Source organism: Marinobacterium profundum (genome assembly GCF_001528745.1).
GTDB classification, from domain to species: domain Bacteria; phylum Pseudomonadota; class Gammaproteobacteria; order Pseudomonadales; family Balneatricaceae; genus Marinobacterium_A; species Marinobacterium_A profundum.
Genome location: NZ_BCNS01000184.1, coordinates 26,230 through 52,361, shown reverse-complemented (window position 1 = coordinate 52,361; position 26,132 = coordinate 26,230). Strand labels below are relative to the sequence as shown.

General features: G+C 58.9%; 26 protein-coding genes. 12 read left to right on the top strand and 14 right to left on the bottom strand.

The window, feature by feature from the left end; all coding sequences use genetic code 11:
- Nucleotides 1–612: 612 nt before the first annotated feature.
- Entirely contained in the window at nucleotides 613–1,053 is a 441-nt protein-coding gene (locus tag MPRO_RS21415; protein WP_173645535.1) for a DUF4399 domain-containing protein, read from the top strand.
- A gap of 24 nt (nucleotides 1,054–1,077) precedes the next feature.
- On the opposite strand, the gene MPRO_RS21410 is transcribed toward MPRO_RS21415, so the two are convergent.
- The 4 genes from MPRO_RS21410 to MPRO_RS21395 form a co-directional block, all read right to left on the bottom strand.
- Nucleotides 1,078–2,112: an acyltransferase family protein gene (locus tag MPRO_RS21410; protein WP_067298169.1), complete on the bottom strand. Its 1,035-nt coding sequence runs from the start codon at nucleotides 2,110–2,112 to the stop codon at nucleotides 1,078–1,080.
- A 182-nt stretch (nucleotides 2,113–2,294) separates the two neighbouring features.
- Nucleotides 2,295–2,705 carry a GFA family protein gene (locus tag MPRO_RS21405; RefSeq protein ID WP_067298167.1) on the bottom strand — a complete coding sequence of 137 codons (411 nt, stop codon included), beginning with the start codon at nucleotides 2,703–2,705 and terminating at the stop codon, nucleotides 2,295–2,297.
- A gap of 97 nt (nucleotides 2,706–2,802) precedes the next feature.
- Entirely contained in the window at nucleotides 2,803–4,278 is a 1,476-nt protein-coding gene (locus MPRO_RS21400) for an AAA family ATPase (RefSeq protein ID WP_067298164.1), read from the bottom strand.
- A gap of 286 nt (nucleotides 4,279–4,564) precedes the next feature.
- Nucleotides 4,565–5,497 (bottom strand): pirin family protein, encoded by a 933-nt coding sequence (locus tag MPRO_RS21395; protein ID WP_067298162.1) that lies wholly within the window; start codon nucleotides 5,495–5,497, stop codon nucleotides 4,565–4,567.
- A gap of 125 nt (nucleotides 5,498–5,622) precedes the next feature.
- Here MPRO_RS21395 and MPRO_RS21390 point away from each other — a divergent pair, with 125 nt between their 5' ends.
- Nucleotides 5,623–6,066 carry a DUF1499 domain-containing protein gene (locus MPRO_RS21390; RefSeq protein ID WP_067298158.1) on the top strand — a complete coding sequence of 148 codons (444 nt, stop codon included), beginning with the start codon at nucleotides 5,623–5,625 and terminating at the stop codon, nucleotides 6,064–6,066.
- 12 nt (nucleotides 6,067–6,078) lie between these two features.
- Here MPRO_RS21390 and MPRO_RS21385 read toward each other — a convergent pair whose 3' ends face one another.
- The 3 genes from MPRO_RS21385 to MPRO_RS21375 all read right to left on the bottom strand — a co-directional run bounded on the left by MPRO_RS21385 (nucleotide 6,079) and on the right by MPRO_RS21375 (nucleotide 9,108).
- Entirely contained in the window at nucleotides 6,079–7,371 is a 1,293-nt protein-coding gene (locus tag MPRO_RS21385; RefSeq protein WP_067298155.1) for a TRAP transporter large permease, read from the bottom strand.
- Nucleotides 7,368–7,988 carry a TRAP transporter small permease subunit gene (locus MPRO_RS21380; RefSeq protein ID WP_082709035.1) on the bottom strand — a complete coding sequence of 207 codons (621 nt, stop codon included), beginning with the start codon at nucleotides 7,986–7,988 and terminating at the stop codon, nucleotides 7,368–7,370. The genes MPRO_RS21385 and MPRO_RS21380 overlap by 4 nt, the downstream gene beginning before the upstream one ends.
- Nucleotides 7,989–8,070: 82 nt before the next feature.
- Nucleotides 8,071–9,108 (bottom strand): TRAP transporter substrate-binding protein, encoded by a 1,038-nt coding sequence (locus MPRO_RS21375; protein WP_067298153.1) that lies wholly within the window; start codon nucleotides 9,106–9,108, stop codon nucleotides 8,071–8,073.
- A gap of 459 nt (nucleotides 9,109–9,567) precedes the next feature.
- Between MPRO_RS21375 and MPRO_RS21370 the strand changes: the two genes are divergently transcribed.
- The 3 genes from MPRO_RS21370 (at nucleotide 9,568) to MPRO_RS21360 (ending at nucleotide 11,324) form a co-directional block, all read left to right on the top strand.
- Entirely contained in the window at nucleotides 9,568–9,897 is a 330-nt protein-coding gene (locus MPRO_RS21370) for a DMT family transporter (protein ID WP_067298148.1), read from the top strand.
- 56 nt (nucleotides 9,898–9,953) lie between these two features.
- Nucleotides 9,954–10,568, top strand: coding sequence for a transglycosylase SLT domain-containing protein (locus MPRO_RS21365; protein ID WP_067298144.1), 615 nt, complete (start codon nucleotides 9,954–9,956; stop codon nucleotides 10,566–10,568).
- Nucleotides 10,569–11,066: 498 nt separating this feature from the next.
- A complete protein-coding gene (locus MPRO_RS21360) occupies nucleotides 11,067–11,324 on the top strand; it encodes a hypothetical protein (protein WP_067298141.1) in 258 nt (85 codons plus the stop codon).
- Nucleotides 11,325–11,408: 84 nt separating this feature from the next.
- Here the strand turns inward: MPRO_RS21360 and MPRO_RS21355 are convergent, their stop codons facing one another.
- Genes MPRO_RS21355 through pdxH form a run of 4 tightly spaced genes read right to left on the bottom strand, consistent with a single transcriptional unit; the run spans nucleotide 11,409 to nucleotide 13,880 of the window.
- A complete protein-coding gene (locus MPRO_RS21355) occupies nucleotides 11,409–12,065 on the bottom strand; it encodes a GDSL-type esterase/lipase family protein (RefSeq protein ID WP_067298133.1) in 657 nt (218 codons plus the stop codon).
- Nucleotides 12,062–12,538 (bottom strand): FKBP-type peptidyl-prolyl cis-trans isomerase, encoded by a 477-nt coding sequence (locus MPRO_RS21350; protein WP_067298129.1) that lies wholly within the window; start codon nucleotides 12,536–12,538, stop codon nucleotides 12,062–12,064. Before MPRO_RS21350 ends, MPRO_RS21355 begins: the two co-directional genes overlap by 4 nt.
- A 4-nt stretch (nucleotides 12,539–12,542) precedes the next feature.
- Nucleotides 12,543–13,220, bottom strand: coding sequence for an alpha/beta hydrolase (locus MPRO_RS21345; protein ID WP_067298125.1), 678 nt, complete (start codon nucleotides 13,218–13,220; stop codon nucleotides 12,543–12,545).
- 9 nt (nucleotides 13,221–13,229) lie between these two features.
- Entirely contained in the window at nucleotides 13,230–13,880 is a 651-nt protein-coding gene (gene pdxH / locus MPRO_RS21340) for a pyridoxamine 5'-phosphate oxidase (RefSeq protein ID WP_067298121.1), read from the bottom strand.
- A 280-nt stretch (nucleotides 13,881–14,160) separates the two neighbouring features.
- Here pdxH and MPRO_RS21335 point away from each other — a divergent pair, with 280 nt between their 5' ends.
- The 3 genes from MPRO_RS21335 to MPRO_RS21325 are packed head-to-tail and all read left to right on the top strand — an operon-like array spanning nucleotide 14,161 to nucleotide 18,965.
- Nucleotides 14,161–15,447, top strand: a complete 1,287-nt coding sequence (locus tag MPRO_RS21335) for a PqiA/YebS family transporter subunit (RefSeq protein ID WP_067298118.1) — start codon at nucleotides 14,161–14,163, stop codon at nucleotides 15,445–15,447.
- 55 nt (nucleotides 15,448–15,502) lie between these two features.
- Nucleotides 15,503–18,256: an MlaD family protein gene (locus tag MPRO_RS21330; RefSeq protein WP_082709033.1), complete on the top strand. Its 2,754-nt coding sequence runs from the start codon at nucleotides 15,503–15,505 to the stop codon at nucleotides 18,254–18,256.
- A gap of 7 nt (nucleotides 18,257–18,263) precedes the next feature.
- A complete protein-coding gene (locus MPRO_RS21325) occupies nucleotides 18,264–18,965 on the top strand; it encodes a hypothetical protein (RefSeq protein ID WP_067298111.1) in 702 nt (233 codons plus the stop codon).
- 33 nt (nucleotides 18,966–18,998) lie between these two features.
- On the opposite strand, the gene MPRO_RS21320 is transcribed toward MPRO_RS21325, so the two are convergent.
- The 3 genes from MPRO_RS21320 to MPRO_RS21310 all read right to left on the bottom strand — a co-directional run bounded on the left by MPRO_RS21320 (nucleotide 18,999) and on the right by MPRO_RS21310 (nucleotide 21,385).
- The gene (locus MPRO_RS21320) at nucleotides 18,999–20,006 is read right to left on the bottom strand and encodes a hypothetical protein (RefSeq protein ID WP_067298108.1); all 1,008 of its coding nucleotides are present in this window, start codon (nucleotides 20,004–20,006) and stop codon (nucleotides 18,999–19,001) included.
- 54 nt (nucleotides 20,007–20,060) lie between these two features.
- Nucleotides 20,061–20,912 carry an alpha/beta fold hydrolase gene (locus tag MPRO_RS21315; RefSeq protein WP_067298105.1) on the bottom strand — a complete coding sequence of 284 codons (852 nt, stop codon included), beginning with the start codon at nucleotides 20,910–20,912 and terminating at the stop codon, nucleotides 20,061–20,063.
- Between the two features lie 113 nt (nucleotides 20,913–21,025).
- Nucleotides 21,026–21,385, bottom strand: a complete 360-nt coding sequence (locus MPRO_RS21310; protein ID WP_067298101.1) for a PilZ domain-containing protein — start codon at nucleotides 21,383–21,385, stop codon at nucleotides 21,026–21,028.
- A 189-nt stretch (nucleotides 21,386–21,574) separates the two neighbouring features.
- Here MPRO_RS21310 and MPRO_RS21305 point away from each other — a divergent pair, with 189 nt between their 5' ends.
- The 4 genes from MPRO_RS21305 to dapD all read left to right on the top strand — a co-directional run bounded on the left by MPRO_RS21305 (nucleotide 21,575) and on the right by dapD (nucleotide 26,110).
- Nucleotides 21,575–22,963 carry a class II fumarate hydratase gene (locus tag MPRO_RS21305; protein WP_067298098.1) on the top strand — a complete coding sequence of 463 codons (1,389 nt, stop codon included), beginning with the start codon at nucleotides 21,575–21,577 and terminating at the stop codon, nucleotides 22,961–22,963.
- A 504-nt stretch (nucleotides 22,964–23,467) separates the two neighbouring features.
- Nucleotides 23,468–24,670 (top strand): succinyldiaminopimelate transaminase, encoded by a 1,203-nt coding sequence (gene dapC, locus MPRO_RS21300; protein WP_067298095.1) that lies wholly within the window; start codon nucleotides 23,468–23,470, stop codon nucleotides 24,668–24,670.
- Between the two features lie 16 nt (nucleotides 24,671–24,686).
- On the top strand, nucleotides 24,687–25,034 hold the full coding sequence (locus tag MPRO_RS21295; protein ID WP_067298091.1) for an ArsC family reductase: 348 nt from the start codon (nucleotides 24,687–24,689) through the stop codon (nucleotides 25,032–25,034).
- Between the two features lie 44 nt (nucleotides 25,035–25,078).
- Nucleotides 25,079–26,110, top strand: a complete 1,032-nt coding sequence (gene dapD / locus MPRO_RS21290; protein WP_067298088.1) for a 2,3,4,5-tetrahydropyridine-2,6-dicarboxylate N-succinyltransferase — start codon at nucleotides 25,079–25,081, stop codon at nucleotides 26,108–26,110.
- The last annotated feature ends 22 nt before the right edge of the window (nucleotides 26,111–26,132 follow it).

Below are 26,132 nucleotides of genomic sequence, written 5' to 3'. Positions count from 1 at the left end.
TTTGTTGCCGTTGACCTGGGGATGAACCTGTTCGGGCCGCAACATCCAGACATCAACACCGGCACGGCGATAGAGTTCCAGTGGCAACGGCTGCAGAACCGGCACGGCGACAGAATCAAAGGGATTGAAGTGAGACTGAATCATGGACACCCAAGCTGGGTATTGAAACGCATTGGGAAACTGCGCAAGGCAAGAACCACTAGGAGGCTGTCCGACAATACTCAACCTACTGCGAGCCACCTGAGTTTGGTTATTTCTTGTTCTCTTTATTGTTGAATAGAACCACTATTCGCCTCAAAAGAGCTCAAAAACTAACTCAAATCGGTCTTTCCCTCGCTACGACCGGCCAAGCCCGACAGGCTGCTAGTGTAGTGTTGCACTCTTGGTGGTGCTTTAGAACGCGCTCATTTTTTCGCCAGCCAAGGCGTGAGGCAGAGTCATAGTGGGGCTACGGCGACAACGAACAACGCAGGATGGCGGAAAAAGGGGCCGTTATAAGCTTCATATAGCGTGAAACACTACACTAGCTAATCTGGTCCATACTAAGCCGGGTCGGCAGCATCTTTCCGACGCCCCCTATATTGGACAAGCCCATAAATATGGATGGTTTTTATGCAACTTAAATCAACACTGCTGCAATCAAGCCTGCTTTGTGTCGCACTGCTGGCACCACTGAGCGCCACCCTCGCGCAGGCCGAAACGCCCACCGCCTCAACCGAAGGCGCACGCGTCTATATTATTTCGCCCGCCAATGGTGACACTGTGCCCACGACCTTTACGGTGCGTTTTGGTCTCAGTGGCATGGGCGTGGCACCGGCCGGTATCGACAAGCCAGGCACGGGTCACCATCACCTGCTGATTGACCGCACCGAGATACCACCGGCCGGTATGACAATGGATGGTACTGTGCAGCATTTTGGCGGTGGCCAGACCGAAGTGGAACTCAGCCTGGAGCCCGGTGAGCACAGCCTGCAGCTGCTACTCGGTGACATGAAACACGTTCCCCATGAGCCCGCAGTGCTGTCGGAGAAGATCACCATTCAGGTGAAATGATTCCGTGCTGACACAGCTGAGTCATTACCAGCCGATCAGCATGCGGCTGTGCCGCGGCCAGAGGCGCCGCACCAGCCTGGCCACAGCGTAGCTACCCGCCGTCGCCAGCACCAGTGACAGCAGGCTCGCGGCCAGGTTAACCAGAGCTCCTGGATGCATGGCCTTGAGCCCTGGCAACAGCAGGTTATGTACCTGTGTCAGCACCATGGGGTGGATAAAAAAGAGCGCAAAACTGGCGGCAGACACCTGCAACAGCCAGGGGTTTTCCGGTCGCGTCGTCAGCCAGCTGGCAAACTCCAGCAACACTATGCACAAAAAGAGTTTTTGCCAGAACATCAGGTCGACACCGTTAAAAGTCAGCGCCGCCTTGTGATAATTGGCCAGGTGCGGGAATACCAGCGTCTGCAGAACAACAAACAGCGAGACGCCCAGCAGAGACACCGCAAAAATCAGCCGATGATGCCTGTTGAGCACAGCGAAGTGCATCGAATACAGGATACCGGCCAGGTAATAGGGCGTGAAATAAACCAGTGACTGCAGCACATTGGCATTGCCCAAAGGCCGGTGCACGAGCATTGCAATGAGCGCAAATTCCAGCAGCAAGAGCAGGCGCGCCACCAGGCTGGCGCGGATAAAGAGCATGTACAGTGGTGACAGCGCGAACAGCATCATAACAAAGGGGATGTACCAGTGCGGGTATAGAATATAGCCATCGTTGACCTGCCAGTAGATATTCTCGACAAACTTCGCCACCGTCATGCCTGGCTTGCCAAGCCAGACCTGCATCATTGGCAGTAACGCCACCAGCGAAATCACGAGAAACGGATAGAGCACGTTCTGCACTTTCTTGCGCATAAAATCGCCGTACTCAAAGCGACGATAAAATACGCTGTGAAAGAAAAAGCCCGAGATAAACACGAACACGGCCGTGCCGCCGGCGAACAGATTCTGCAGCGCAAGCGGCAGCGTTCTGTCGACATTTACGACCGCATGCCCGAGAATGATCACCAGAATGGCAATACCGCGCAGGTAGTCGAACTCCAGATAACGCTGTTTCAAGCTTGTACCTTTCCTTGCGCCCAAAACGGCGCTTAGCAACCTGTCGGACTTAGCACTGATCTACTGCGGATGATTCGAAATCCGGCTACCCGGTCACGGCTAAAATACCAGAGACGAAACTCTGGCGTGGGGGATTATCAACCCGCAAAGTACGACAGCAGACAAACGACTGCCGGGCGGGCTCAGTTCGGATAATCGTCAAACTCTGGCAGCGTTTCTGTCGATGCGTCCCAGGCGGCCCGACTGGCGCAGAAGATATGCGCTTCGGGTGGTATTCCCGGCTCATCATCCAGCGACCCCGCCGGTACCAGCACGTAGCGTCCGTCGTCACTCACATGGGGCACCGGTGCGCCACAGGTACGACAGAAACTGCGCGCAAAGCGCTCAGCCTCATTCAGCCTGAAGTGCTGCACCTGCTCAGTTCCATCCAGCCACTGCAGCTGATCCGGCTTGCAGAACAGATTGCTGGCATGGGATGAACCTGTAGCATGGCGGCAGCGGCTGCAATGACACATTAAAAAGCGCCTGAACGGGCCATCGATACGATACTGCACGGCGCCGCACAGGCAGCGCCTCTGCTTGACGAAGCTCATAATGAATCCTCGCGGAATGCGCCTGAATGCGGCCTGAAAGATCCGTTTGCATCAGACATCTGTGGCAGAAATAACAGCTACCCAGGGCAGCGCAAAATCAGTCGCAGGGCACCGTCCTGTTCTGGGCCCATTGCCGCAGCTGTGCCACGGGTTCAGCCATCAATACCGACAACGGCCGGGTCTGCGCCAGTTCCTGCAGCAACACTTGCGTGTCCAACATACCGGCCTTGGCATGGGCGGCATAATAAGCCGAGACCACGGCCTGTTCAATCTCGGCGCCCGAAAAGCCGTCACTGCGCTGTACCAGGGCATCCAGGTCGAATTCGCCGGGCTCCGCACCGTGGCGGCGCAAGTGAATACGCAGCGTTTCGGCCCGCGCCTGGTCTCCTGGCAGGTCGACAAAGAACACCTCGTCAAAACGCCCCTTGCGCACCAACTCCGGTGGCAGCGCCTTTATGTCATTGGCCGTCGCTACCAGAAAGACCGCACCACGCTGCTCCGACATCCAGGTCAGCAGAGTGCCGAGAATACGCCGCGAGGTGCCCTGATCCCCCTCCCCGGCGGCCAGACCCTTTTCGATCTCGTCGATCCAGAGTACGCAGGGCGCCATCACCTCGGCGGTGGCCAATGCCTCACGCAAATTGCGCTCCGACTCACCGATATATTTGTCGTAAAGCGCGCCGGCATCAAAGCGCAGCAAGGGCACACCCCAACTGCCTGCGACCGAGCGGGCCGCCAGGCTCTTGCCACAACCCTGTACGCCCAACAGCAATACACCGCGGGGGCGCTGTCCGCCAGGTGCACCCACCTCGCCCAGAAAAAACGACCGCCTTGTCGCCAGCCACTGTTTCAGGCGCGAAAATCCCGCCACCTGATCAGGGTGCACGCTGTCATATTCAAACTGCAATACACCGTCGCTGCCAAGCAAGCGATATTTGGCCTCGGTGACCTGGGGCAGATCAGATGCGGTGATGGCGCCGTCATCCGCCATCGCATTACGGGCCAGTCGGCGCACGTCGATACGGGGCAATCCCCTCATATTGCGTACCAGCAATGCCAGCGCCTGGGGGCTGGTTTTCACCTGAGTACCGTTTTGCTGGCTCCACAGACGCGCCTCCTGACGCACTATATCTTCCAGCTCAGCGGCGTCAGGTAACGCCAGCCGCACCCGGGCGCTGAACTTTTCCAGCTCCGCCGGCATGCTGACCTCATGACTTACCAGCACCAGGGTATGGCGCTCATCCAGGGCAATGTCCTTCAGCAGGCGTATATGCAGCGGATCATCAAGAAAGGGGTGCATATCAGCCAGCATATAGACTCCTGGCTCGCGCACCGCGCGTATATGTCCCAGCGCATCCACCGGCTGCGCATGCAGCCGCTGCGCCGGCATCTCAATATCCAGACGTGCCAGCCCCTCCGTCAGGCTCCATTTGAACAGCGGCCGACGCTCATGACGTACCAGATCGCATAGCAGCTGCTGCACCCCTTTTTCATCGTGACTGCTGATGGCAATAAACGCGATGCGCGAGCGCAGCAGCGCGGCTATGTCCTGCAGTTCAGAATGGGAATTCATAGATAGAGGGCTCCAGCGGCTTTATTCAGGCGGGCCATGTCGTGCAGGCCATGTCAGCGCGATTATTTTAAACGCGAGTTTTCTGACCAGAGCGGCGCCTTCAGTGCCGGCCCCTGATAGGCCCGCACCGGCAGGAAGCGCCGATCCGCATTCCAGTCATCAAGTGCGGCACGAATGGTTTTTTCTTCAGATGCGAACTAAAAAGCGCCAACAGCTTTACCACTCTGGAATCACTCTCATCCTCGACCACTCCTGGTGCTATTGTAACCGGGCAATTTCAGCCCGCTTATTTTAAACGAGAGTTTTCAGACCAGGGCGGCGCTTTCAATGGGGCACCCTGATAGGCCCGCACCGGCAGGAAGCGCCGATCCGCATTCCAGTCATCAAGTGCGGCACGAATAGTTTTTTCTTCAGATGCGACAAAGTTCCACCACAGTTTAACCGGCTCGGCAAAGGGCCTGCCACCCAACAGAACGCAACGCGCACCCGGTGAGAGCGACAGCGACAGACCGCTGCGCCCACCGCCGAGGAAGCAGAAGTCTCCTGCCTGCAACGGTTCCGCTGAACAGGCCTCCCCCTGTAACGTCACAGCACCCGTCAGCACACAGAGGCCATGATCGAACACAGGATCCAGCGTCTGGTCCAGTTCACCACCAGCATCACTTAAAAACTCAACCGCCAGCAGCGGCGAATAGGTGCGCGCCGGAGAAATCAGATGATCCAGAGATCCCATAATCACGCAGCCCTGCACGCCATTGCGCTCAAATCTTGGCAGGTCACTCAGATGTTCAAAAGCAGGCTCGCAACACTCGGCGCTTTGCGGCAGCGCCACCCAGAACTGTACCCCGAACAAGGGATCCTGGCTGTCCGGCGGGCTTTCCTCGGAATGGGCAATACCGGCGCCGGCGGTCATCAGATTCAGCTGGCCTGGTTCAATGCGCTGTTCATACCCCAGGCTGTCCTTGTGCAGCACCGCTCCGCTTGCCAGCCAGGTTACCGTCTGCAAGCCGATATGGGGATGGGGCCCCACGTTCAGCCCAGTGCCGGGGGCAAAGGTCACAGGCCCCACCAGATCCAGAAAACACCAGGGCCCCACCATGCGCAGCGCCCGCTGCGGCAATAAACGGTTCACCACCAGCCCGGCCCCCAGATCGCTGCTACGCCCCAGCAGTCGCGTCATCTGCGCCGGCGCCACCGCGCCGTAGGCATCCACCACCATGCTCACCTCCTGTGCAAACCCTGGCAGACATCAAGGACCGCCGGCCTGCTATGATTCATAGGGATTTAACAAACCCTAAGCATAGAAGCCGGTCGCCCTGGGCGCCCTGCCCACAGAAGGCCAATATGAAAAAGAATTCCCGACTGACCTGGTGGATACCGGCACTGCTGTACCTGGCCGGCTGCAGTTCCCAGCCGCCCTCCGATCTTGGATTGCACGATGGCCGGCTCGCGCCCTGCCCCGGTACACCCAATTGCGTGGGCAGCGAATATCCCGATAGTGCAGAGTGGATTGCACCGCTGAACTTTTCAGACCCCGCGCCCCAGGCTTGGGCGCGGCTGCAAGCGCGCGTTCAGGCACAGGGCGGGCAGATTGAAAGCGTCAGTGATATCTATATGTGGGCGACCTATCGCAGTAAGCTGCTGCGCTTTATCGATGATGTAGAGTTTCGCCTGGATGCCGAACAGCAACAGATTCAGCTGCGTTCGGCCTCGCGCCTGGGCTACTCGGATCTGGGCGTCAACCGCAAACGCATCGAGACCCTGCGAACAGCCTTCGCCACTGACTAGCCCAGGCACGGCTCACCACATCAGGTTCGGCAGCCAGAGCACGATCTGCGGCAGGGCCATCAGCAACAGGGTGAACAGCAGCATGATGCCAGCATAGGGCAAAGCGCCCCACATCACATCGGCAATTGGGCCGCTGTCCTTGCGCACGCTCTGCACCACAAACAGGTTCATGCCCACCGGCGGTGTGATCATGCCCAGCTCGCACATCAGCACCACGAAAACGCCGAACCAGACCGGATCTATGCCCAACGCCACTATTATCGGGTAGACCACCGGGATTGTTACCACCTGCATGGACAGCACATCCATGAACATGCCCAGCAGCAGATAAAACAGCATCAGAATCAGCAGCAAACTGATCTGGGACAGGCCGAAGCCACTGACCCAGTGCGTCAGGTCATCAATGACCCCGGTAATGCTGACCGTCAAATTTAGTATAAAAGCCGCCGTGATGATCAGCATGATCATGCCGGTAATTCGCGCCGTCTGCATGAAGCAGGCTTCCAGAAAAGCGCCACTCAGGCGGCCGGCACGCCAGGTGAGCAGGAGCGCGGCCACCACACCCAGCGCTGCAGACTCAGTGGCCGTGGCAATGCCGAAGTAAATGCTGCCCATGACAATGCCAAAGATAATCAGTGGCGGCACCAGGTCCACCGAGGCACTGATCTTTTGGGCCAGCGGCAGGCTGGCTTCACGCAAGCCACCCTGGTGACGATTGCTCCAGAAGATATAGGCCATGAATGCCAGGCTCAGCAGCAGCCCAGGCAGCAGACCCGCCATAAACAGCTTGCCGATGGAGTTATTGGTCATGGAGCCGTACACCAGCAGATTGACGCTCGGCGGAATCAGAATCCCCAGGGTACCTCCAGCCGCCAGACTCCCCAGCGCCTGACGCATGGGGTAACCACGATCCTGCAACGGCGGCAATGCCACTGTGCCTATAGTGGCGGCGGTCGCCACGGATGAGCCTGAGGTGGCCGAAAACAGTGCACAGCAACCAATATTCGTATGCAGCAGGCCACCGGGCAGACGCCCGAGCCAGGCGGCCATCGCCTGATACATCCTATCGGCGATGCCGCTGCGCAACATCAGTTCTCCCAGCAGAATAAACAGCGGAATGGCCGTCAGAATATTCTCGTTCTGCACACTCCAGATCACAGCACCGGCGGACTGAATAAAGGGCCAGCCGAACACCAGCGCACCGGAGATACCGCCCACCGCCACCATGCTCACAGCAATGGGCATACCTAGCAGAATCAGCCCCAGCATCAGACCAAAGGCAACGAACACCAGCATTACGGTCATAAAACCACCTCGGATACTTTTGACGCGGTTTTTGTCGAAGCGGGCTCCAGGACCTGTGAGCCGTTGCGCCGGGCCAGGTCAGCCAGCTCCTGCTGCAACTCCTCATCCAGCCCCCGGGGACTGAACTGGCAGGTGAATTCAGCCCCCCGCCCTCCCAATAGCAACCACAGCGCCCGCCCCGCCAACGTCAGGGCACAGAGCGCAAACAGCAGCAAGCCTGCAAACCAGGCTGACTGCGGATAAATCAGCGGCGTAGCCCAGGGTGTCTGGGCCCGGCTGCCATAATCCAGAGTTTCGAAAATCACGATCCAGGCCATCCAGCACAGCACCACGGCCAATGCGGCCAGCAGCAGCGCCGACAGCAGATTCAGGGCCGCACGCCCACCCGCAGGCAAGCGGCGGTGAATCAGATCAATGCGAATATGATTACGATCCAGTAACGCCAGGGTAAAGGCGATGGTCGAACCGATCGCCAGGGCATAACCACCCAGTTCATCGACACCCTGCAGCGAGGTGCTGAACAGTTTTCGCAGCAGAGTTTCCAGCGTAATCATCACCGACAACCCTACAAAGATCGCGCCGAACAGCAATGCGGCCACGCGTTCCGTGTTCTTCATCCTTCACTCTCCCAGCGATATCCGGCTGCAGCCGGGGTGGCGTTAGTGCATCAACGCCACCCCGGCTGCTAACCGCCTGCGATTAAAGCCCGACCCTGGCACCGAGCGCTGCACGCCAGTCACTGGAGCATTCAGGGTTGGACTGATCACAAATTTCAGCCCAGGTTGGATAGGAAATGGCCTTAACCGCATCCTTCACCAAAGCAATGTCCGCGGCCGTTACCGGCACTTCGACCAGATCAAACTTGTTGTTGTACAGGCAAGGCTCCTGACCGACATTGCAGCGCTTGGCATCTTCAAACAGCTCTTCGGAGTACTGCCAGATATCATCGGTAAGAGTGCTGAACGCCTGCTCCAGCGTGCCCTGCTGTTCGGCGTTGAGCTTGCTCCAGCTGTTCAGGTTGACGCCATAGCCATTGATCGCCATCTGGAAGCCCAGCGGCAAGACATGGGTTGTCACTTCAGGCCAGCCGGCTGAGTTGGCCGAACTAGGGCCCGTAATGGCGCAGTCCACGACACCCAGCGCCAGGCTCTGGTGTACCTCGCCAAAACTCAACGGCACCGGAATACCGCCTACCGAATCGATCACCGCCGCCAGGTTCTGGTCATAGACCCGCACCTTCAATCCCTTGATATCACTCAACTGAGTAATAGGTGCATTGCAGAACAGCACCTGGGGACCAAAGGGCCAGATGCCCAGCAATTTGGTATTGAAGCGCTCCTGCAAGCGCGCATCCACCACGGGGCCATACGCCTTGGTAGTGGCAAGCCCTGCTTCATAAGTCGGATTCAGACCCACCAGGTCGAGCCCGAGAATGGTCGGTTCGTCCCGCGATACCTGAGAAAATCGCAGTGAAACTATGTCAAACAAGCCGGACTTGAGCGTACGCAGCTCTTCCACATCCTTGATACCGGTGGTATCGAGGGGCTTGAAATTCACCTCCAGAGGCAGCCCGGTACTCTGGGCGAGGTTTTCAAAAAACGGCTTTTCCTTTTCCTGCTGAATCAACCCGGTTGCCCCCGGCTGTCCCAGCACCTTGAGCTCAATGGTTTCGCTCGCCCACACTGGTGTAGTAGCGAGGCCAACGGCCAAAGCCGCGCTGATAACTGTCTTTTTCATAGTCAGGTCCCCTGCATGCGTAAAAGTACTGCCATCCGTGCGACAGCAACTCTGTTGACGCAGCCCAGCTGCACCTGTGCCGGTCTGCGTGACTGCCAGGGAACAGAGCAAAGCCCATACCAATTATGAATAATGAATTACGATCAATATTAACTTATTGTTTTAAATGAATTTAATACCTTCACACACTGGCGTGATAGCAAACGAGGACTTGGAGCCCTGTTAGGGCCGCACCATGATTGTGCATTTGCAGAACACAAAGGTGCAGGTGTAGCATGCTGGCCGCTACGTCGGATCGGCGCCGCGCTCGCACAGGGAACAGGTGCCTTAACAGTGGCCGACAGATTGTCTCTGTTGCTATCTGTACCCCCTGACCTGTGATTGGCAGCCGGGTTCGATAGCCTGCAGGCGGCCGTTGCCGCACAACAATAAAAACCCTTTCAGTGGGCGAGGATCGCAATGCACTGGTTCTATCTGATAATTGCCATAGTTGCCGAGGTTATAGGTACTTCGGCGCTCAAGGCCGCCGACGGTTTCACTCGACCAGGCCCTTCGGCGCTGGTCGTCGTCGCCTACGGCATATCGTTTCTGTGCCTGTCCCTAACGCTGCGAACCCTTCCGGTAGGTATTGCCTATGCGGTCTGGTCCGGTGTGGGGGTTGTACTGGTCACCATTGTTGCCTGGTTCCTGTATCAGCAGCGCCTCGACTGGCCCGCGGTACTGGGTATAGGCCTGATTCTGTCGGGCGTGATGGTGCTGAACCTGTTTTCCAATATGTCCGGCCACTAAGCCGCTGAATAATCTGGTAATCTTGGCAGCAATCAGCATCTGACAAAGGCTGCTCAATGCCACTGACATCCAGACAACTCACCCTGTGCTGCCTGCTCGCCGCCTCGCTTCTGGCCGGCTGCAGCAGCTCGCCGCCCCGCAAACCCGATAATCTTTGTGCCATTTTTGAAGAAAAAACTGACTGGTATGCCGCCGCGCTGGATATGAACAAGCGCTGGGGCACGCCGGTGCATGTGCCCATGGCCATCATGTATCAGGAATCCGGTTTTCGACATGATGCCCGCCCCCCAATGCGCTGGTTCCTCGGCTTGATTCCCTACGGCCGGGCCAGCTCCGCCTATGGCTACAGCCAGGCCAAGACCACGACCTGGAGCGACTATCAACGGGAATCTGACAATGGCTGGTCGTCCCGGGATAATTTCGCCGATGCCATCGACTTTGTCGGCTGGTATACCCATAAGACCCAGTCACAAACCGGTGTTTCCAAGTGGGATGCACGCAACCAGTATCTGGCCTACCACGAGGGCTGGGGCGGGTACCGCAGTGGCAGCTACAACCGCAAAGCCTGGCTGATCGGCGTCGCCAACAAGGTCGACCAACGCTCAAAACGCTATGCCAGCCAGTACAGTCAATGCAAAGACAACCTCAGCACCGGCGGCTGGTTCTGGTAATCCAGACTCGGCTGCCCCAGCCCGATGTTTGTTCTTCTGCCTTCGCAGTAATCCCGTTATATACAGGGCCTGGTTAACGCCTTCCGACCGACGGCCGCTGATTACCCTTTTGTTCGCCTTCTCCCTGTTTTCCCTCTAGTTCATCTACCCGCTCTGCTCTTTCGACCCGGCTGAGCCCGTTCATGGGGCAGCCGCGTTGCTTCAACACGACAAAAATCAAAATTAATATAACGATTAATCAAAAATATTAAATTGAAGAATCTATATATGCATTTATGTTCTAAAAACCTGCATTATTTATTGCTATTTTATTTATATAAATCAATGACTTACAAATACCATTAAAAACCAATAAGACAACCTGTAAATTAATTTAAAAATCCTTTAATAACAATAACTTAAAGACATTATATCAGCGCCTTAAACTTGCGATAAATCATCTATCTATATATACTTATCACTAATCTATAAATGATTAATCAAATAGGAATTAAGAGAATGCAGGAAAGAGAGATAAAACTTCTTTTCAAGGCTGGAGTATTCGATTCCTGCCAGGCCATTCCGGTATCGATGGCACGGGGCTGGACGCTCAAATTTGTCGCCAAGGACAATGAGGTGGTGACGCTGGATCTGCAGCGCAGCAAGTCAGAGCGTGAATTCAAGAGCCTGGATGGCGCAGCGGCCGTGGCCCGGCGCATCGGTTTTGAATGGCTGAATGTGCAGATTGGGGATTTGAAGTGGCGTGAAAAGATGTAGTCAGCGGCATTGCACCGCCGACTATTGTCGCCTAAAACCTGAAAATACTGTGGAGTCGCCCTGGTTCAACGCCAACAGAGGGCCCTACAGAGCGCCAGAATCGCGCAATAGCGCCACCAGCTGGTCCGCTATAGCGGCGTAGCCCGCTGCATTGGGGTGGATCTGATCGGACTTGAGCGCAGGATCGGACAGGGCGTCAGCTATGGCGTCAGGCAGATATACCAGGCCGTATTCATCTGCCAGATCGGCGTAGAAACCCGCAGTTCTCACCAGTAATGTAGGTTTGGGCACCCCCAGCAAGACCACCTGCGTACCCTGCGCCTGGGCTAGCTCGATCATGCCGGCCAGCTGGCTACGGATAAGCTCCTCAGACTGCCCGCGCAACAGGTTGTTACCGCCATGACACAGCAACACCAGTGCCGGAGACTCTGCCTGCAGCAATGACTGCAACCGTACCAGCCCATCTTCGGCAAGCTCCCCCGGTACACCTGCGTTACGCAGATCCCAGCCCGTCGCCTCGGCCACCCGCGCAGGATAGCTTTGATCGGTCTGAGCGCCAGTACCAAAGGTCAGGCTATCGCCAAAGGCCAGCACCCGGGTGCCGGGGGCAAAGTACGGCAACTCCGGCTCCCGACTGCAGCCCGCCAGCAATACGCCAAGGCACAGCAGCCAAAAAACGCCCCGTGCCGGTCGGCGCAGCCAGCGCGCTGCACCTGATGTAGCGCGCAGCAAGGACCTCATGCGGCTGTCTCTTCCAGCCGCCCTCTGGCGATCTCTGCCTCGGTCGCGGCGCGCACAGCGACTATCTCAATTTCGAAATCCAGGGTGCGACCAGCATAAGGATGATTACTGTCGACGGTGACGCCTTCCTCGTCGATATCCACTACTGTGGCCAGCTCCAGCGTGCCTTCGTCATCTTCCAGCTGACAGCTAAAGCCGATGCCGAAATCCTCCAGCCCCTCAAAGAAGGAAGGTTCCAGGGTGCGCACCTTGTCATCGTCATAGAGACCGTAGCCCAGCTGGGGCGCGACCTTCACCCGCAGGGTCTCGCCTGCCTGGTGCCCCGCCATGGCCTGCTCCAGCCCGACAATGATGTTGGCGCGACCATGCAGATACGGCAGAGCATCGCCATCACGGGTATCCACTTCCAGCACACCCTCGTCGTCGAACAGGCGGTAATGGAAGCTGACAACGGTATTTTCGGCCACTTTCATGGGTTTATTCCTTTTCAGACAAATGCTGTGTTAACCAGGCGCCCAGCTGCTGCAGCTCGGGCAGGCAGACCTCATGGGCCATGGGGTAGTCGTGCCATTGCGGTGCCAGGCCAAGGCCCTGCAGCGCTTCACGCGCGCGCAGACCTAGCTGCAGCGGCACCACATCGTCCTGATTGCCATGACAGATCAGAATCGGCAGCTCAGCGTTAGCGGCATTCATTTCGGCCGCCATGCGGTCGGCCGTGGCCAGGTAGGTTGATAGCGCTGCCACACCGCCAAGCTTTCGCGGATAGCGCAGTGCTGTGTGATAGGCCACGGCGCCGCCCTGGGAAAATCCGAACAGGAAAATGCGCTCACTCGGCACGCCGCTGGCGATCTCACGCTCGATCAGATCCCCGATTTGCTGCGCCGAAACATCCAGCGAAGCCTGATCAATCTTGCGGTCGATTTTCATTTCCAGAATGTCGTACCAGGCCGGCATGCGCATGCCGCCATTTACCGTGACTGGGCGCACCGGTGCATTGGGAAACACGAAGCGCACGCCGGCATCGGCGGGCAATTCGAGATAGGGCACCACGGGCACAAAGTCTCCGCCATCGGCACCAAGGCCATGCAGCCAGATAACGCAGGCCCTTACCGGGCCTTCAGGTTCGCGGGTTTGACAGGGTAAATAAGTCGTCATGGTCAATCCTCAGGGCTGAAGTCGTTCGATTATCCAGGCATTGTCCTGCAAGCGGTAACGCATACGGTCATGCAGCCGGCTTTCGCGACCCTGCCAAAACTCAAAGGCCAGGGGCTGGAGGCGATAACCGCCCCACTGTGCGGGCTTGGGCACCTGCTCGTCTGCGTGCTGAGCGCGCAAGGCCTCGACCCGCTGCTCCAGCGTCGCCCGGCTGTCGACCACCGCGCTCTGCTGCGACGCCGCAGCACTGAGGCGACTGCCCAGCGGGCGCGCGGCAAAATAACTCTGGGCCGACGCATCCGGCAGGCGTTCAACCACACCACAGATACGCACCTGGCGCTCCAGCAGCGGCCAGTAGAACATCAGCTCTGCCTGCGGATTCTCGGCCAGATCCTGCCCCTTGTGGCTGCGGTAATCGCTATACCAGCAAAAACCTTCGGCATCAAAATGCTTCAGCAGCACAATGCGTGCCGCCGGCATGCCGGTGGCATCAGCCGTCGCCAGAGTCATGGAGGTTGCATCCGTGGGCATCAGCACACGAATTTCGCTCAGCCAGCGCCCAAACTGTTCCACCGGATCGGCCGCAAGATCCGCCTTATCCAGCGCCTGGGCCTGATACTCGCGCCGCAACGCCTTGTAGTCACCTGTATTGTCGGTCATGTAAATCCCCTGTGTCGCGCCCGCTTGCCGGCAGGCGCAGGCCTGATAATGACAAGCGCAGCACTATAGCGGATCAGGCTCAAGGCACAAGGGCTCAGGCCGGGCCATAGATGATGCAAAGCCGTAGCGCAAAGACCACAGCTGCCATAATTTAGTGCCATCCTGTGCAGAAGGGGCGCTGGGCAGCGCAGGGGAATCTGGCATACTGGAGCCTTTGGTGCTGTCGGGCCTATGATGCGCGACAACGTCCATCGACCTTACGGAGACACAGACCCATACCATGGAAAACATGATCGCCTGCCACGACTGCGATCTGCTGCTGATCCGGCCAGAGGTGCCGCCCGGCAGCCTGGCGCTGTGCCCGCGCTGCGGCTCCACCCTGATTTCCCGCAGTATCAACAGTATTGAACGCACCCTGGCCCTGGCTGTCGCCGGGCTGATACTGTTCGTGCCGGCCAATCTGTATCCACTGCTGACACTGGAAGCCGTGGGCATGCGCCAGAGCCAGACGGTGTTTTCCAGCGCCATGTCGCTCTACAAGGATGGCCTCTGGCTGGTGGCACTGCTGATTCTGCTGTTTGTTATGCTGGTGCCGCTGATCAAGCTGCTGCTGCTGCTCTACGTCAGCGCCTCGCTGCACGGACGCCGCTACTGGCGCGGTACAGCACTGGCACTGCGCAGCTACCAGCATCTGGACGAATGGGGCATGCTGGAGGTCTACCTGCTCGGCATTGCAGTGTCGGCGGTCAAGCTGGTTGATGTTGCCGCCATTGAACCCGGCCTTGGTCTCTACAGCCTGGTAGCACTTATTCTGGTGACACTGCTCAGCTCCACCATGCTTAACAAGGATCTGTTCTGGCATCTGATTGGCGCACGCCAGTCACACCCGCAGCTCGATTACAGCCAGCATGAGGCAACCGATGCAGCCCCCATCTGCTGTCACGACTGCAGCCTGTTGTGCCCCCCTGCGCTGGAAGGCACCCCCTGCCCGCGCTGTCACGCCAAACTGCATGCCCGTACCCCAAACTCCCTAAGCTGGACCTGGGCCTTGCTGGCATCGGCCCTGTTTCTGCTGTTACCGGCCAATCTGCTACCGATCATGACCATCCGCACCCTGGGCCGCGGCGACCCTAGCACTATTATCGAGGGTGTGATCGAGCTGACCCAGCACGGCCTGTTCTGGATCGCCCTGGTGGTACTGGTTGCCAGCGTGGTGATTCCCGTCGGCAAGCTGATCGGCATGCTCATTCTGCTGCTCAGCGTGCAGCGCGGCTGGACCACCAATCTGCGCCAGAAAATGCTCATGTTCCGTTTCGTGGAATGGGTGGGGCGCTGGTCTATGCTGGACATCTTTGTCGTCGGCATCCTGGTGGCGCTGGTGCAGCTGGGCAACCTGACCCATATCATCGGTAACCACGGTGCCACGGCCTTTGCGGCGGTGGTCATCTGCACCATGATGGCGGCGCAGAAATTTGATACCCGACTTATCTGGGATCGCCATCTGGAAAATGCAGCCCGCAATGAAAGCCCGTCCACAACCGACGTTTGCGAGCCACCGCGATCATGATACAAAGCCGACACCACACTAAGCCTGACACCGACACCCTTATTGAGGCTGTACAATGACCGACGCTACACCCCCCACGCCAGCCCTTGTTCGTCGCCACCGCGGCCCATCGGCCGTGTGGATACTGCCATTGCTGGCGGCGCTGATCGCAGGCTGGCTGGTCTACAAGAGCTACCGCGAGGCCGGCATTCAAATAGAAGTGGTGTTCGACTCGGCCGAAGGGCTCGAAATCAACAAGACCAAACTGCTGTACAAGGGTCTGCCCGGCGGCACCCTGAAATCCCTGCGCCTGAACGAAGATCTCAAGACAGTAACTGCCATGATAGAAGTCGCACCCGAGGCTGAGCAGCTGCTGCGCGAGGGTACCGAGTTCTGGCTGGTCAAACCCCAGGTTTCGCTATCCGGTGTACGCGGCCTGGAGACCCTGCTGTCAGGCTACTACATCGGCATCAAGCCAGGCGAAGGCGTGCCGACGCGCTATTTCAGCGCCCGCAGCGATCTGCCACCGCCGGACAAGAACGATGATGGCCTCTATATCACCCTGTTCGCCGACAGTGCCGAATCCATCAACCGCGGTTCCCGCGTCTACTACCGCCACATCGATGTCGGCGAGGTGGTGGACTACCGGTTATCAGGCGAGGCCGACGACATCCAGCTGGATGTCTATATAGAGCCGCGCTACACCTATCTGGTGAAGAAAAACTCCCGATTCTGGAACGCCAGCGGCATCCAGATAAAAGCGGATCTGCCCAAGGTGGATATTCGCATTGGCTCCCTGGCAGCCATCATTGCCGGCGGCATTCACTTTAGCAACGAAGACTACGAATCCCCCCAGGCCAGCAGCGGCGATCAGTTCAAACTCTATTCCGACTTTGAAGCGGCCGAGAATGGCATAGAAGTGGAGCTACTATTCCCCGGCACCACCGCCATCAGCGAAAACACCGACGTGATGAGCCAGGGCATCCGCATCGGTCGTATCCGCAGCCTGCAATTGAGCGACGATTTCAGCCAGATGCGTGTGCAGATGCTGATCGACCCCCGCGCCCGCAACCTGCTGCGCAGCGGCTCCCGCTTCTGGCTCGAGCGCCCCGAACTGACACTGGATAGCCTGGGCGACTGGCGCAAACTGGTGAAAGGCAGCTATATCAACCTGGAGCCCGGTACCGGCAGCGAGCAATTCAGATTTACCGCACTGGCTTCAGCCCCCCTGCGGGCAACAGTGCAGGGAGGCCTGGCAGTGGAGCTGACCACCGACCAGCTGGGCTCCATATCCCGAGGCTCGCCGATCCTGTTTCGCCAGCTACCGGTGGGGGAAGTGGTCGGCTATGAACTCATCGACAAAGGCCAGCAGGTGCTGATCCACGGCGTTATCCGTGAGCAGTATCGCGACCTGGTGGCGAGCCACAGCCGCTTCTGGAACAGCAGCGGCGTTCGCTTTGCCGCGGGACTAGAGGGCGTTAAAGTGCAAACTGAGTCGCTACACACCCTGATCAATGGCGGCATCAGCTTCTTTACGCCCGATGTGCGTGAAGCCCGCGCCGCCGAGACCAGTCAGCGCTTCACACTGTATAGCGATTTCGATGCCGCCTCAGGCCAGGGCAAACTGCTCTACGCCGAGCGGGCCGACAAGCTTAAGGTGAAACTGGAAGCCCAGAGCCTGGGCTCCATCGCCGTAGGGTCCCCGGTGCTGTACCGGCAGCTGACTGTCGGGCACGTCAACCACTACCGCCTATTGCCTGCAGCCGACAGCGTTGAAATCGAGCTATTGATCGACAAGCCCTACCGCGGGCTGATTACCACCGCCTCGCGCTTCTGGAACGCCAGCGGTGTGTCGGCGGACTTTAATCTGCAGCAGGGCCTGAGAGTTAAAACCGACTCCCTAGCCAGTCTGGTCACCGGCGGCATTGCCTTTGAGACGCCGGAGGGCGGCGACGCCCTTGGCGCCAGCCCGCGTTTCCAGCTGTATCCCGACCATGCGCGCAGTGTCGAGCAGGGACTGGAAATACGCATTCTGTTCCCGCCCGACCGCGAGCTGCAGGCCGGTGCTCCCATCCGCTACCGCGGTCTCCAGGTGGGGCGTATCGAACAGGTACGACTGTACGATACCCAGGGCACCATTGATGCCACCGCAGTGCTGTTCAGCGAAGGACACTTTCTGGCCCGCAAGGGCAGTCGTTTCTGGATTGAGCAGCCAGAAGTGCGTCTATCCGCCATCAGAAACCCGGCGGATATCCTCTTCGGCAACCATGTTGAAGTCAGTCCCGGCGCCACTGATGCCGACCCGAACCAGTATTTCGTCGCCTCCGCCAGCGCACCACAAGGCGCCCGCGGCTACGGGCTTAACCTGGTGCTCAATGCGGATCAGCTCGGTACCCTGGAAAAGGGTAGCCGGGTGTTCTACCGCCAGGTGCCGGTAGGGGAAGTCACCGGATTCAGACTTACCGGCGATGGTCAGTCGGTGGATATCTTCGCTCATATCCAGGCCGAGCACGCCCACCTGGTACGCCAGGGTAGCCAGTTCTGGAATATCAGCGGTTTCAGCGCCGAATTCAGTTTCACCAAAGGACTGAAGATCGACGGCGACTCACTGGAAAGCCTGGTGGGGGGCGGTATCGCCTTCCAGTCGCCACCAGAGGGTGAGCGGGCCGGCGACGGCAGTCGTTACCGGCTGCTGGAGAAAAAGCCCGGCGCAGACAAAGAACGCAAGGAACAGGAGGCAGCGGCACCGCAGTCATCCGCAACCCAGCCACCGCAGCGACATTCCCCGACCACCGCAGACCCGACTAAACTCGAGCTGGAAAACGGATAATGACACCATGAAGCGATCGCCGCCCATACTTCTGGCGCTGCTGCTGGCGCTGGGGCTCAGTGCCTGTGCTACGCCCCAGCAGGAGCGCCCATTTCAGATGCGCAATTTGGCCAAGTCGGATATTGATATGGTCACCGATGCCCATATCGCCGAGGTCAACCGGCTCAGCCGTGAGCTGATGCTCAAACTCTACCGCCGCAATCCCCGCGAACTTGCCAAAGCGCCCCCCGGCACCACCGTGGCGCAGCGCATGTATCAGCTATTCGAATTTCCCCGCAAGACCCGCTTTGACGAGCTGCACAACCGCTACGGCATCCATGCCGTACCGCTGGCCTTCGATCCCGCCTTTCAGGGTGATCGCGTACTGGCGCTGATGGTGGGCATCAGCGGCATGATCCACAGCGCCTACAACGGCCAGGACGAGTTTTTTCTGCTGGATGAAATAGACCAGCAAAAGCTCTACAACAGCGCCCGCAACCTCGAGAAAATCGCCTGGCAACTGAATAACGCCCACCAGGCCAATGGCGAGCCCTTTCTGTACAGCAACGGTTTAAGCGAGGTGGGTGTGGGTAATCTGAGCTTTGCCCGTACCTTTGGCAAACTGATTGCATTGCAGGACATGATGGCGCGCATCGTCGCCGATACCCAGAACCGCACCATCAACAAGGTGCTGCACGGCGTGACCTCGACGGTATTGCTACCCATCTGACACGGCATTAGCCTTGTCAGCCGGCTAACAGGCTCAGTCGCCGCAGTCGACCAACGGGCGGTTGATGCTGATATCGCAGATTTTGTGGTTGTCGTTCAGGTGTAGCGTGACATCGGCACGCGCGGGCATCTCATCCAGCATGGCCCTGGTCAGGCGCTCGTAATGCTGGATAAAGCGCTGAATTTCCGCCTCCCCCATAATCCGCAGATGCCCCTGCGACTCGCCGGCTTCGCGCAGAAACTGCATGCGCTCGGCCAGTTTTTTCTCCTGCAGCGAGCGCCATTCGTACACCGCCTCCATGCTCGGCACCTTTAGCATCAGCATCACGTCCACCAGCGCAAACAGCTCGGCATAGGGGCCCTTGAGTTGCTCATTGACGTAGCTGCGCCAGGTACCCTGCGGATCCTCCTGCCGCTCCAGCGCGTTGATCGGTTCCAGCAGAGCCGTATCCTGCTGGGGCCTGGCCCCCACGCACCAGCCCTCCAGCAAAACCACATCGGCACCGCCCGACCACTCGCGCCAGATGGACACCGGGCAGCGGTCATCAATTGATTTATCGAATACCGGTATGCGGGTCGCGGCGTTGTGCTCACCGCGCTTGAGCGCCTGCAGCAGTTCGATACCCAGCTGCACATCATGACTGCCCGGCACACCCCGGGTTTGCAGCAACGGATGAACCTCAGCGCCCAGACGCTCGCGCTCGGCTCTTGTCTTGTACAGGTCGTCGATGGAAAAACTCGCCACGCGCAGGCCAAAGCCTTCGTTCAGGGTGATCTCCAGCAACGTAGATAGCGTGGACTTGCCAGCGCCCTGGGCACCATTGAGCCCCACTACCAGCGGCGCGCCCTGACGCCGGTGATGACACTGGATCCAGGCGGCCAGCGGCACATAGATGGCCTCAAACATCTCTACCAGGCCGATATCCACCTTGAGCGATGCCAGGGTGGAAGCAAAGGCACGCTGCAACGCCTGCACGGCCTCCTGCCGCTGCGCCGCACTCAGGCACAACTGGTCCTCTGGCCAGCGGGTTAGAACACTCATTCAGACTCCAATTTCAGCGGGACTGGCTAAGGGTTTGAGCCTCCCAGATCTGTATCACAGATGCTGATGGGTGCGCAGCCAGGCCACCACGGCCTCAATCTGCTGGCTATCCATCAGCGACGGTGCATGACCAATACCCGGCAGACTCAGCAGCTGCATGGCAGGATTTTCTGCCCCCATCCGCGCCACCGTCTCGGTTAGCAGCACATCCGACTCCTCGCCCCAGATCAGCATCTGCGGACAGGCGATCTGCTGCCACAGCGCCCACAGATCGACATCCTCATCACAGGTCAAACGCAGGCTCTCGGCGATGGCAGGGTCATAATGCAGAGCAAGCTCGCCGTCCGCCAGTACCCGGGTGCTCGTCTGCGCCAGGCGGCGCCATTGACGGGCACTGAGATCGCCCAGCGCCGGGTAGGTCTGGCGCAGCCAGGCCTCACAGGCCTCAATACTGTCGAAGCGGCGATCTTCCAGATAGGCGGCGATGCGCTGCAGTGCCGCACTGGGCACAAAGGGACCTATGTCATTCAGCAGCAGTGAGCGAATGGGGCTGTTGGGCAATGCCGCCAGACAGATGCCAATCAGGCCCCCCATGGAGGTGCCGACCCAGTCGACCTTGTCGACATTCAGACGTGCCAGCAGGGTCACCATGTCATTCATGTACTGGGGAATCTGATAGGCCGCCGGAGGATTCAGCCAGTCGCTCTGGCCACGCCCGGCAATATCGGGGCACACCACGCGATAATCCCGCGCCAGTGCCTGCGCCAGGTCGTCAAAATCCCGGCTATTACGTGCCAGCCCATGAACACAAACCACCACGCGGTCGTTTTCGGCGCTGCCCCACTCGTGGTACACGAGCCGATGAAAACCTGTGCCGCTCAGCGCCTTGATTGATTCTGTCCGCATTGACTGCCTCTCTTCGGGATATGGTGTGTCCACCCAGGCCTTAGTTACTCAGGCCTCCATGGCCGCTCTCTTATCGCAAGTTACGTTAGCATGATCCCAATGACAGCAACATCTCACTTCATCTGAGCTTCTATATAGCTACTCAGCAGGCCCTGACTCTCGTTTGGGATACTGAGAATTTTCATGCCGATCTGAAAACGATCCTTTTCCAGACGCCGGCTGTGGATCAAACGGCAATGGCAGTGCACAGAGGCCTGCTCGAGCCCAAAATGCAGATTCAGCTCCAGTGGCACACCTGAGGCAAGGCCTGGACGTTCGCCCAGCAAGGTTTCGAGTTCAGCATTGCCTTCGACCAGCACGCCACTGAGGCTCAGGTGAATCAGCCGCACATCCATACAGTCGCCGCGAAATGGTTCCAGTTCCGCCGGCAGATCCACCCGTACCCGGGGGTGCAGCCGCATATCAACATTCATAATGTTATCCTCTGTGATCTTCCATCCCGCGTTCAGTGCTTTCATCTCCGCGGACTTTTGACCCGTCAACTATAGCGCGAACTATAGTTAGGTGTAGCAGCAACACCCGTTAGCTATAGCAACAACACCTGCAGCGAGCAGGTAAGCCAGCAGCAACATCACCCGATGTATTCAGCAAGGAGACCTGCCATGAGCCAGTTCCGTACTGAGCAAGACAGCATGGGCACACTGCAGGTGCCGGCCGACGCCCTCTACGGCGCCCAGACCCAGCGCGCTGTGGATAACTTTCCGATCAGCGGCCTGACACTGCCCGAACCCTTTATCCGCGCCCTGGGGCTGATCAAGGCCGCCGCCGCCCAGTGCAACGTCGAGCTGGGATTGCTGAACGCCGAAATCGGCTCTGCCATACGCCAGGCCGCCATGGAAATTGCCACTGGCAAGCATCTGCAGCAGTTCCCGGTGGATGTCTTCCAAACCGGCTCAGGCACCAGTTCCAACATGAATGCCAACGAGGTTATCGCCCACCTTGCGAGCAGTTATTGCGCACAACCGGTGGACCCCAACGATCACGTCAACATGGGGCAAAGCTCCAATGATGTGATCCCCACCGCCATTCATCTGAGCGCAGCCCTGGTGCTGGATGACTCCCTGCTGCCGGCCCTGCACCATTTGCAGGTTAGTATCGATAGCAAGGCACATAGCCTCAAAGGCCTGATCAAGACCGGGCGTACCCACCTGATGGACGCCATGCCGGTGCAGCTATCGCAATCGATGTCCGGCTGGTCCGGGCAGATACAGCTGGCGATTAGAAGGCTTGAGAGCAGCCGTTCGCGCCTGCATCAGCTCGCCCAGGGCGGCTCGGCCGTGGGCACCGGCATCAACGTTCACCCGGAATTCAGTGCCCGCTTTGCAATAAACATCAGCGCTCTGTCCGGGCTGACATTGCAACCGGCCGACAACCTTTTTTGCGCCCTTGCCTGCCAGGATACGGCGGTGGAGCTATCCGGCCAGCTCAAGGCGCTGGCCTGTGCACTGCTGAAAATCGCCAATGATCTGCGCTGGATGAACTCGGGCCCGCTGGCGGGCCTGGGCGAGATTGAACTCCAGGCACTGCAGCCAGGCTCCTCGATAATGCCCGGCAAGGTCAACCCTGTGATTCCAGAGGCCGTGATGATGGTGGCCGCCCAGGTCATCGGCAATGACGCCGCCATCACAGTGGGAGGCCAGCACGGCAACTTCGAGCTCAACGTCATGCTGCCCCTCATTGCCCATAACCTGCTGCAAAGCGAGACGCTGCTGGCCAGCGCCGCCCGCCAGCTGGCCGACAAGGCGATTACCACCTTCAGCGTCAACGAGAGCAACATAGGCGCTGCGCTGGCGCGCAATCCCATACTGGTGACAGCCCTGAACCCCATCATCGGCTACCAGAAGGCCGCCGCCATCGCCAAGCAGGCCTATGCCCAGGGCCGCCCCGTTGTAGACGTCGCGGCTGAAGTCACCGGCATGAGCCACGACGAACTGGCGCAGCTGCTGGATCCCGCACGCCTGACCCAGGGTGGTATTCAGGGTTCAAGCTAAAATTGCGGGCTGATGTTCAAGGATGAGTCGGGACAGGAGGGGGATCCTTCGCAGGGATCCGCAATAGTGAAAAAAGCTCTGCTGATTTTTTCGAGCCTGCATTTCGCCTTTCGGCGACATACTTTCTTTGCTCGTGCAAAGAAAGTATCCCAGACTTTTTACCTTGAAGAATACGCCCCGATGAAGCCTTTTCGCTGTGCTCTAAGATCATTCGGCGGGCTGCGCTGACAGTACATCCATGTACCTCATCGCAGGCGCATCAGTCCCTGTTGCGCCCCTTCAGGCCTGATCGCCGAATGGCCTCAGTGCTCGCCGGCTTCATAAGGGGGATCGGAGCCGTTCTGATATATAGGTGGTAATGGTGGGAAGTTCGTAGGATGAAATCCACTTCCGGCGATACAGGGCTTAATCGCCGGGGCCAGATTCGCTATAATCCCGTACCATTTTTTAAATCCATTGCCCGGCCCATTCAAGGCCGTAACAGCAGCAGGGACATTATTTGCCATGAATCGGGATCTCGACAAGCTTCAGCCCTACCCGTTCGAAAAGCTGGCCACCCTGAAGGCGCAGGTCACGCCGCCCGCAGACAAGGCCCATATAGCCCTGTCCATCGGCGAACCCAAACACCCGTCGCCGGCCTTCGTGGCCAAGGCGCTGACCGACAACATCGGCTACCTGGCGAATTACCCGACCACCGCCGGACTGCCTGAACTGCGTCAGACCATTGCCGACTGGTGCAGCCGCCGCTTCAAGCTTGCCGCTGGCAGCCTGAGCGCCGAGCGCAATGTGATCCCGGTGAACGGCACCCGCGAAGCCATCTTTGCCTTTGCCCAGGCGGCCGTTGAACGCAAGGCCGATGCCCTGGTGTTGTCGCCCAACCCGTTTTACCAGATCTACGAAGGTGCGGCTTATCTGGCCGGTGCCGAGCCGCTGTTTCTGAACTGCAATGCCGAGCGCAACTTCATTCCGGACTTTGACGCCATCTCCGCCGACGTCTGGAAGCGCTGCCAACTGCTGTTCCTGTGCTCGCCGGGCAACCCCACAGGCACTGTGATCGGTCGCGACGTGCTGACCAAGCTAATTGTCCTGTCAGACGAGTACGACTTCATCATCGCCTCGGACGAGTGCTACTCCGAGATCTATTTCGATGAAGCCGAGCCTCCGGTGGGCCTGCTGCAGGTCTGCGCCGAGCTTGGCCGGGATGACTACCGCAACTGCGTGGTTTTCCACAGTCTGTCCAAGCGCTCCAACCTGCCAGGACTGCGCTCGGGCTTTATTGCCGGCGATGCCGCCCTGATGATGCCCTTCCTCAGCTACCGCACCTACCACGGCAGTTCCATGCCGGTGCAGCATCAGCTGGCCTCCATCGCCGCCTGGAAGGACGAAGCCCATGTGCTGGAAAACCGCGACAAGTACCGCGAAAAGTTCAGCAAGGTCATCGAGATTCTCGCCCCGGTGATGGACGTGCGCATGCCGGATGCCGGCTTCTACCTCTGGGCGCCTACGCCCATCGAGGATGACCGTTTCGCCCAGGGTCTGTTCGAGCAGCAGAACGTCACAGTGCTGCCGGGACGCTACCTGTCCCGCGAAGCCGATGGCCGCCTGCCGGGCGCGGGCTTTGTGCGCATGGCACTGGTCGCCACGGTTGAGGAATGTGTTGAAGCGGCGCTGCGTATCCGTGCCTACGTTCAAAGCCTGAATGCCTGAAAAAACCGGAGCCCGCATGATCAGCCTGTATGGAATCAAGAACTGCGACACCATCAAGAAGGCCCGCAAGTGGCTTGAAAGCAACGGCATAGATTACCGCTTTCACGATTACCGCAGCGACGGTCTGGAGCCTGCCCAGCTGGAAGGCTGGGCGCAAGAGCTGGGCTGGGAGGCGCTATTGAACAAGCGCGGCACCACCTGGCGCGCCCTGCCGGATACGGTCAAGGACAACATTGATGCCGCCAGCGCCATCAGCCTGATGCTGGAGCAGCCGGCCATGATCAAGCGGCCGTTGCTGGATACCGGCACGGCACGGCATCTGGGTTTCAAGGACACCGATTACGCGGCCTGGCTGCAGGGCTGATCCCGCGCCCCATACGATTATTCAAACGATTACGGAGTAACAGCATGACAAATTTTGCATTCGGCCTGGGTATCGGCACCAAATCCGCCAGCGGTGAATGGCTTGAGGTGTACTACAACGCCCCTCTGCTCAACGCCTCGGCCGAGCTGATCAACGCCATTAGCAGCACCGCAGGCTATACCGGCGGCAACCAGACGCTGGAAATCGAACAGTCCCAGCTCAAGGCACTGGAAGCAGCCTTCCTGTCGGTCGATGCTGAAGATCAGGCAGAAATCGTCGAGATTCTCGAAGGCACGCGCCAGCCGCTGGTCCTCTGCATTCTGGAAACCGACGCAGAGCCCGCCACCACCGCTGAGGTTTACCTCAAGCTGAGCCTGCTGTCCCACCGCCTGGTCAAGCCCCACGGCCTGAATCTGGCCGGCATGTTCGGCAAGCTGCCCAACGTCGCCTGGACCACCGAGGGCGCCATCGCTCTGGACGAGCTGCCCAAGCGCCAGCTGGCCGCCCGCGCCCAGGGTCGCGTGCTGGATGTGCACTCCGTCGACAAATTCCCCAAGATGACCAACTACGTAGTGCCGGCCGGAATCCGTGTGGGCGACGCCGCGCGCATTCGCCTGGGCGCCCATGTGGGCGAAGGCACTACCGTGATGCACGAAGGCTTTATCAACTTCAACGCCGGCACCCTGGGTGTCTCCATGGTTGAAGGCCGCATCTCGGCCGGCGTTGTGGTTGGCAATGGTTCGGACCTGGGCGGCGGCTGCTCCACCATGGGTACGCTGTCAGGCGGCAACAACGTGGTGATTTCCGTGGGCGAAAACTGCCTGCTGGGCGCCAATGCCGGCCTCGGCCTGCCATTGGGCGACCGTTGCACCATCGAAGCGGGCCTCTACCTGACCGGCAGCTCCAAGGTCGCCCTGCTGGACGACCAGAACAACGAAGTCGCCGTACTCAAGGCATCCGAGCTGGCCGGCAAGCCGGACATGCTGTTCCGTCGCAACTCGCTTACCGGCCGCATTGAGGCCAAGACCAACAAGAGCGCCATCGAGCTGAACGCCGAGCTGCACAAGCACAACTAAGGCCCGCGTTACACGCCAGCCC

Bases quoted from the DNA above. Each gene is read 5' to 3' on its own strand.
- MPRO_RS21380 (WP_082709035.1), bottom strand. From the start codon at position 7,988: ATGAAGAACACGGAACGCGTGGCCGCATTGCTGTTCGGCGCGATCTTT.
- MPRO_RS21320 (WP_067298108.1), bottom strand. From the start codon at position 20,006: ATGAGTGTTCTAACCCGCTGGCCAGAGGACCAGTTGTGCCTGAGTGCG.
- MPRO_RS21345 (WP_067298125.1), bottom strand. From the start codon at position 13,220: ATGACGACTTATTTACCCTGTCAAACCCGCGAACCTGAAGGCCCGGTA.
- MPRO_RS21310 (WP_067298101.1), bottom strand. From the start codon at position 21,385: ATGAATGTTGATATGCGGCTGCACCCCCGGGTACGGGTGGATCTGCCG.
- MPRO_RS21355 (WP_067298133.1), bottom strand. From the start codon at position 12,065: ATGAGGTCCTTGCTGCGCGCTACATCAGGTGCAGCGCGCTGGCTGCGC.
- MPRO_RS21415 (WP_173645535.1), top strand. From the start codon at position 613: ATGCAACTTAAATCAACACTGCTGCAATCAAGCCTGCTTTGTGTCGCA.
- MPRO_RS21395 (WP_067298162.1), bottom strand. From the start codon at position 5,497: ATGGTGGTGGATGCCTACGGCGCGGTGGCGCCGGCGCAGATGACGCGA.
- MPRO_RS21365 (WP_067298144.1), top strand. From the start codon at position 9,954: ATGCCACTGACATCCAGACAACTCACCCTGTGCTGCCTGCTCGCCGCC.
- MPRO_RS21295 (WP_067298091.1), top strand. From the start codon at position 24,687: ATGATCAGCCTGTATGGAATCAAGAACTGCGACACCATCAAGAAGGCC.
- MPRO_RS21370 (WP_067298148.1), top strand. From the start codon at position 9,568: ATGCACTGGTTCTATCTGATAATTGCCATAGTTGCCGAGGTTATAGGT.
- MPRO_RS21305 (WP_067298098.1), top strand. From the start codon at position 21,575: ATGAGCCAGTTCCGTACTGAGCAAGACAGCATGGGCACACTGCAGGTG.
- MPRO_RS21385 (WP_067298155.1), bottom strand. From the start codon at position 7,371: ATGACCGTAATGCTGGTGTTCGTTGCCTTTGGTCTGATGCTGGGGCTG.
- dapD (WP_067298088.1), top strand. From the start codon at position 25,079: ATGACAAATTTTGCATTCGGCCTGGGTATCGGCACCAAATCCGCCAGC.
- MPRO_RS21350 (WP_067298129.1), bottom strand. From the start codon at position 12,538: ATGAAAGTGGCCGAAAATACCGTTGTCAGCTTCCATTACCGCCTGTTC.
- MPRO_RS21400 (WP_067298164.1), bottom strand. From the start codon at position 4,278: ATGAATTCCCATTCTGAACTGCAGGACATAGCCGCGCTGCTGCGCTCG.
- MPRO_RS21390 (WP_067298158.1), top strand. From the start codon at position 5,623: ATGAAAAAGAATTCCCGACTGACCTGGTGGATACCGGCACTGCTGTAC.
- MPRO_RS21360 (WP_067298141.1), top strand. From the start codon at position 11,067: ATGCAGGAAAGAGAGATAAAACTTCTTTTCAAGGCTGGAGTATTCGAT.
- MPRO_RS21405 (WP_067298167.1), bottom strand. From the start codon at position 2,705: ATGAGCTTCGTCAAGCAGAGGCGCTGCCTGTGCGGCGCCGTGCAGTAT.
- MPRO_RS21335 (WP_067298118.1), top strand. From the start codon at position 14,161: ATGGAAAACATGATCGCCTGCCACGACTGCGATCTGCTGCTGATCCGG.
- MPRO_RS21375 (WP_067298153.1), bottom strand. From the start codon at position 9,108: ATGAAAAAGACAGTTATCAGCGCGGCTTTGGCCGTTGGCCTCGCTACT.
- MPRO_RS21325 (WP_067298111.1), top strand. From the start codon at position 18,264: ATGAAGCGATCGCCGCCCATACTTCTGGCGCTGCTGCTGGCGCTGGGG.
- MPRO_RS21330 (WP_082709033.1), top strand. From the start codon at position 15,503: ATGACCGACGCTACACCCCCCACGCCAGCCCTTGTTCGTCGCCACCGC.
- pdxH (WP_067298121.1), bottom strand. From the start codon at position 13,880: ATGACCGACAATACAGGTGACTACAAGGCGTTGCGGCGCGAGTATCAG.
- dapC (WP_067298095.1), top strand. From the start codon at position 23,468: ATGAATCGGGATCTCGACAAGCTTCAGCCCTACCCGTTCGAAAAGCTG.
- MPRO_RS21315 (WP_067298105.1), bottom strand. From the start codon at position 20,912: ATGCGGACAGAATCAATCAAGGCGCTGAGCGGCACAGGTTTTCATCGG.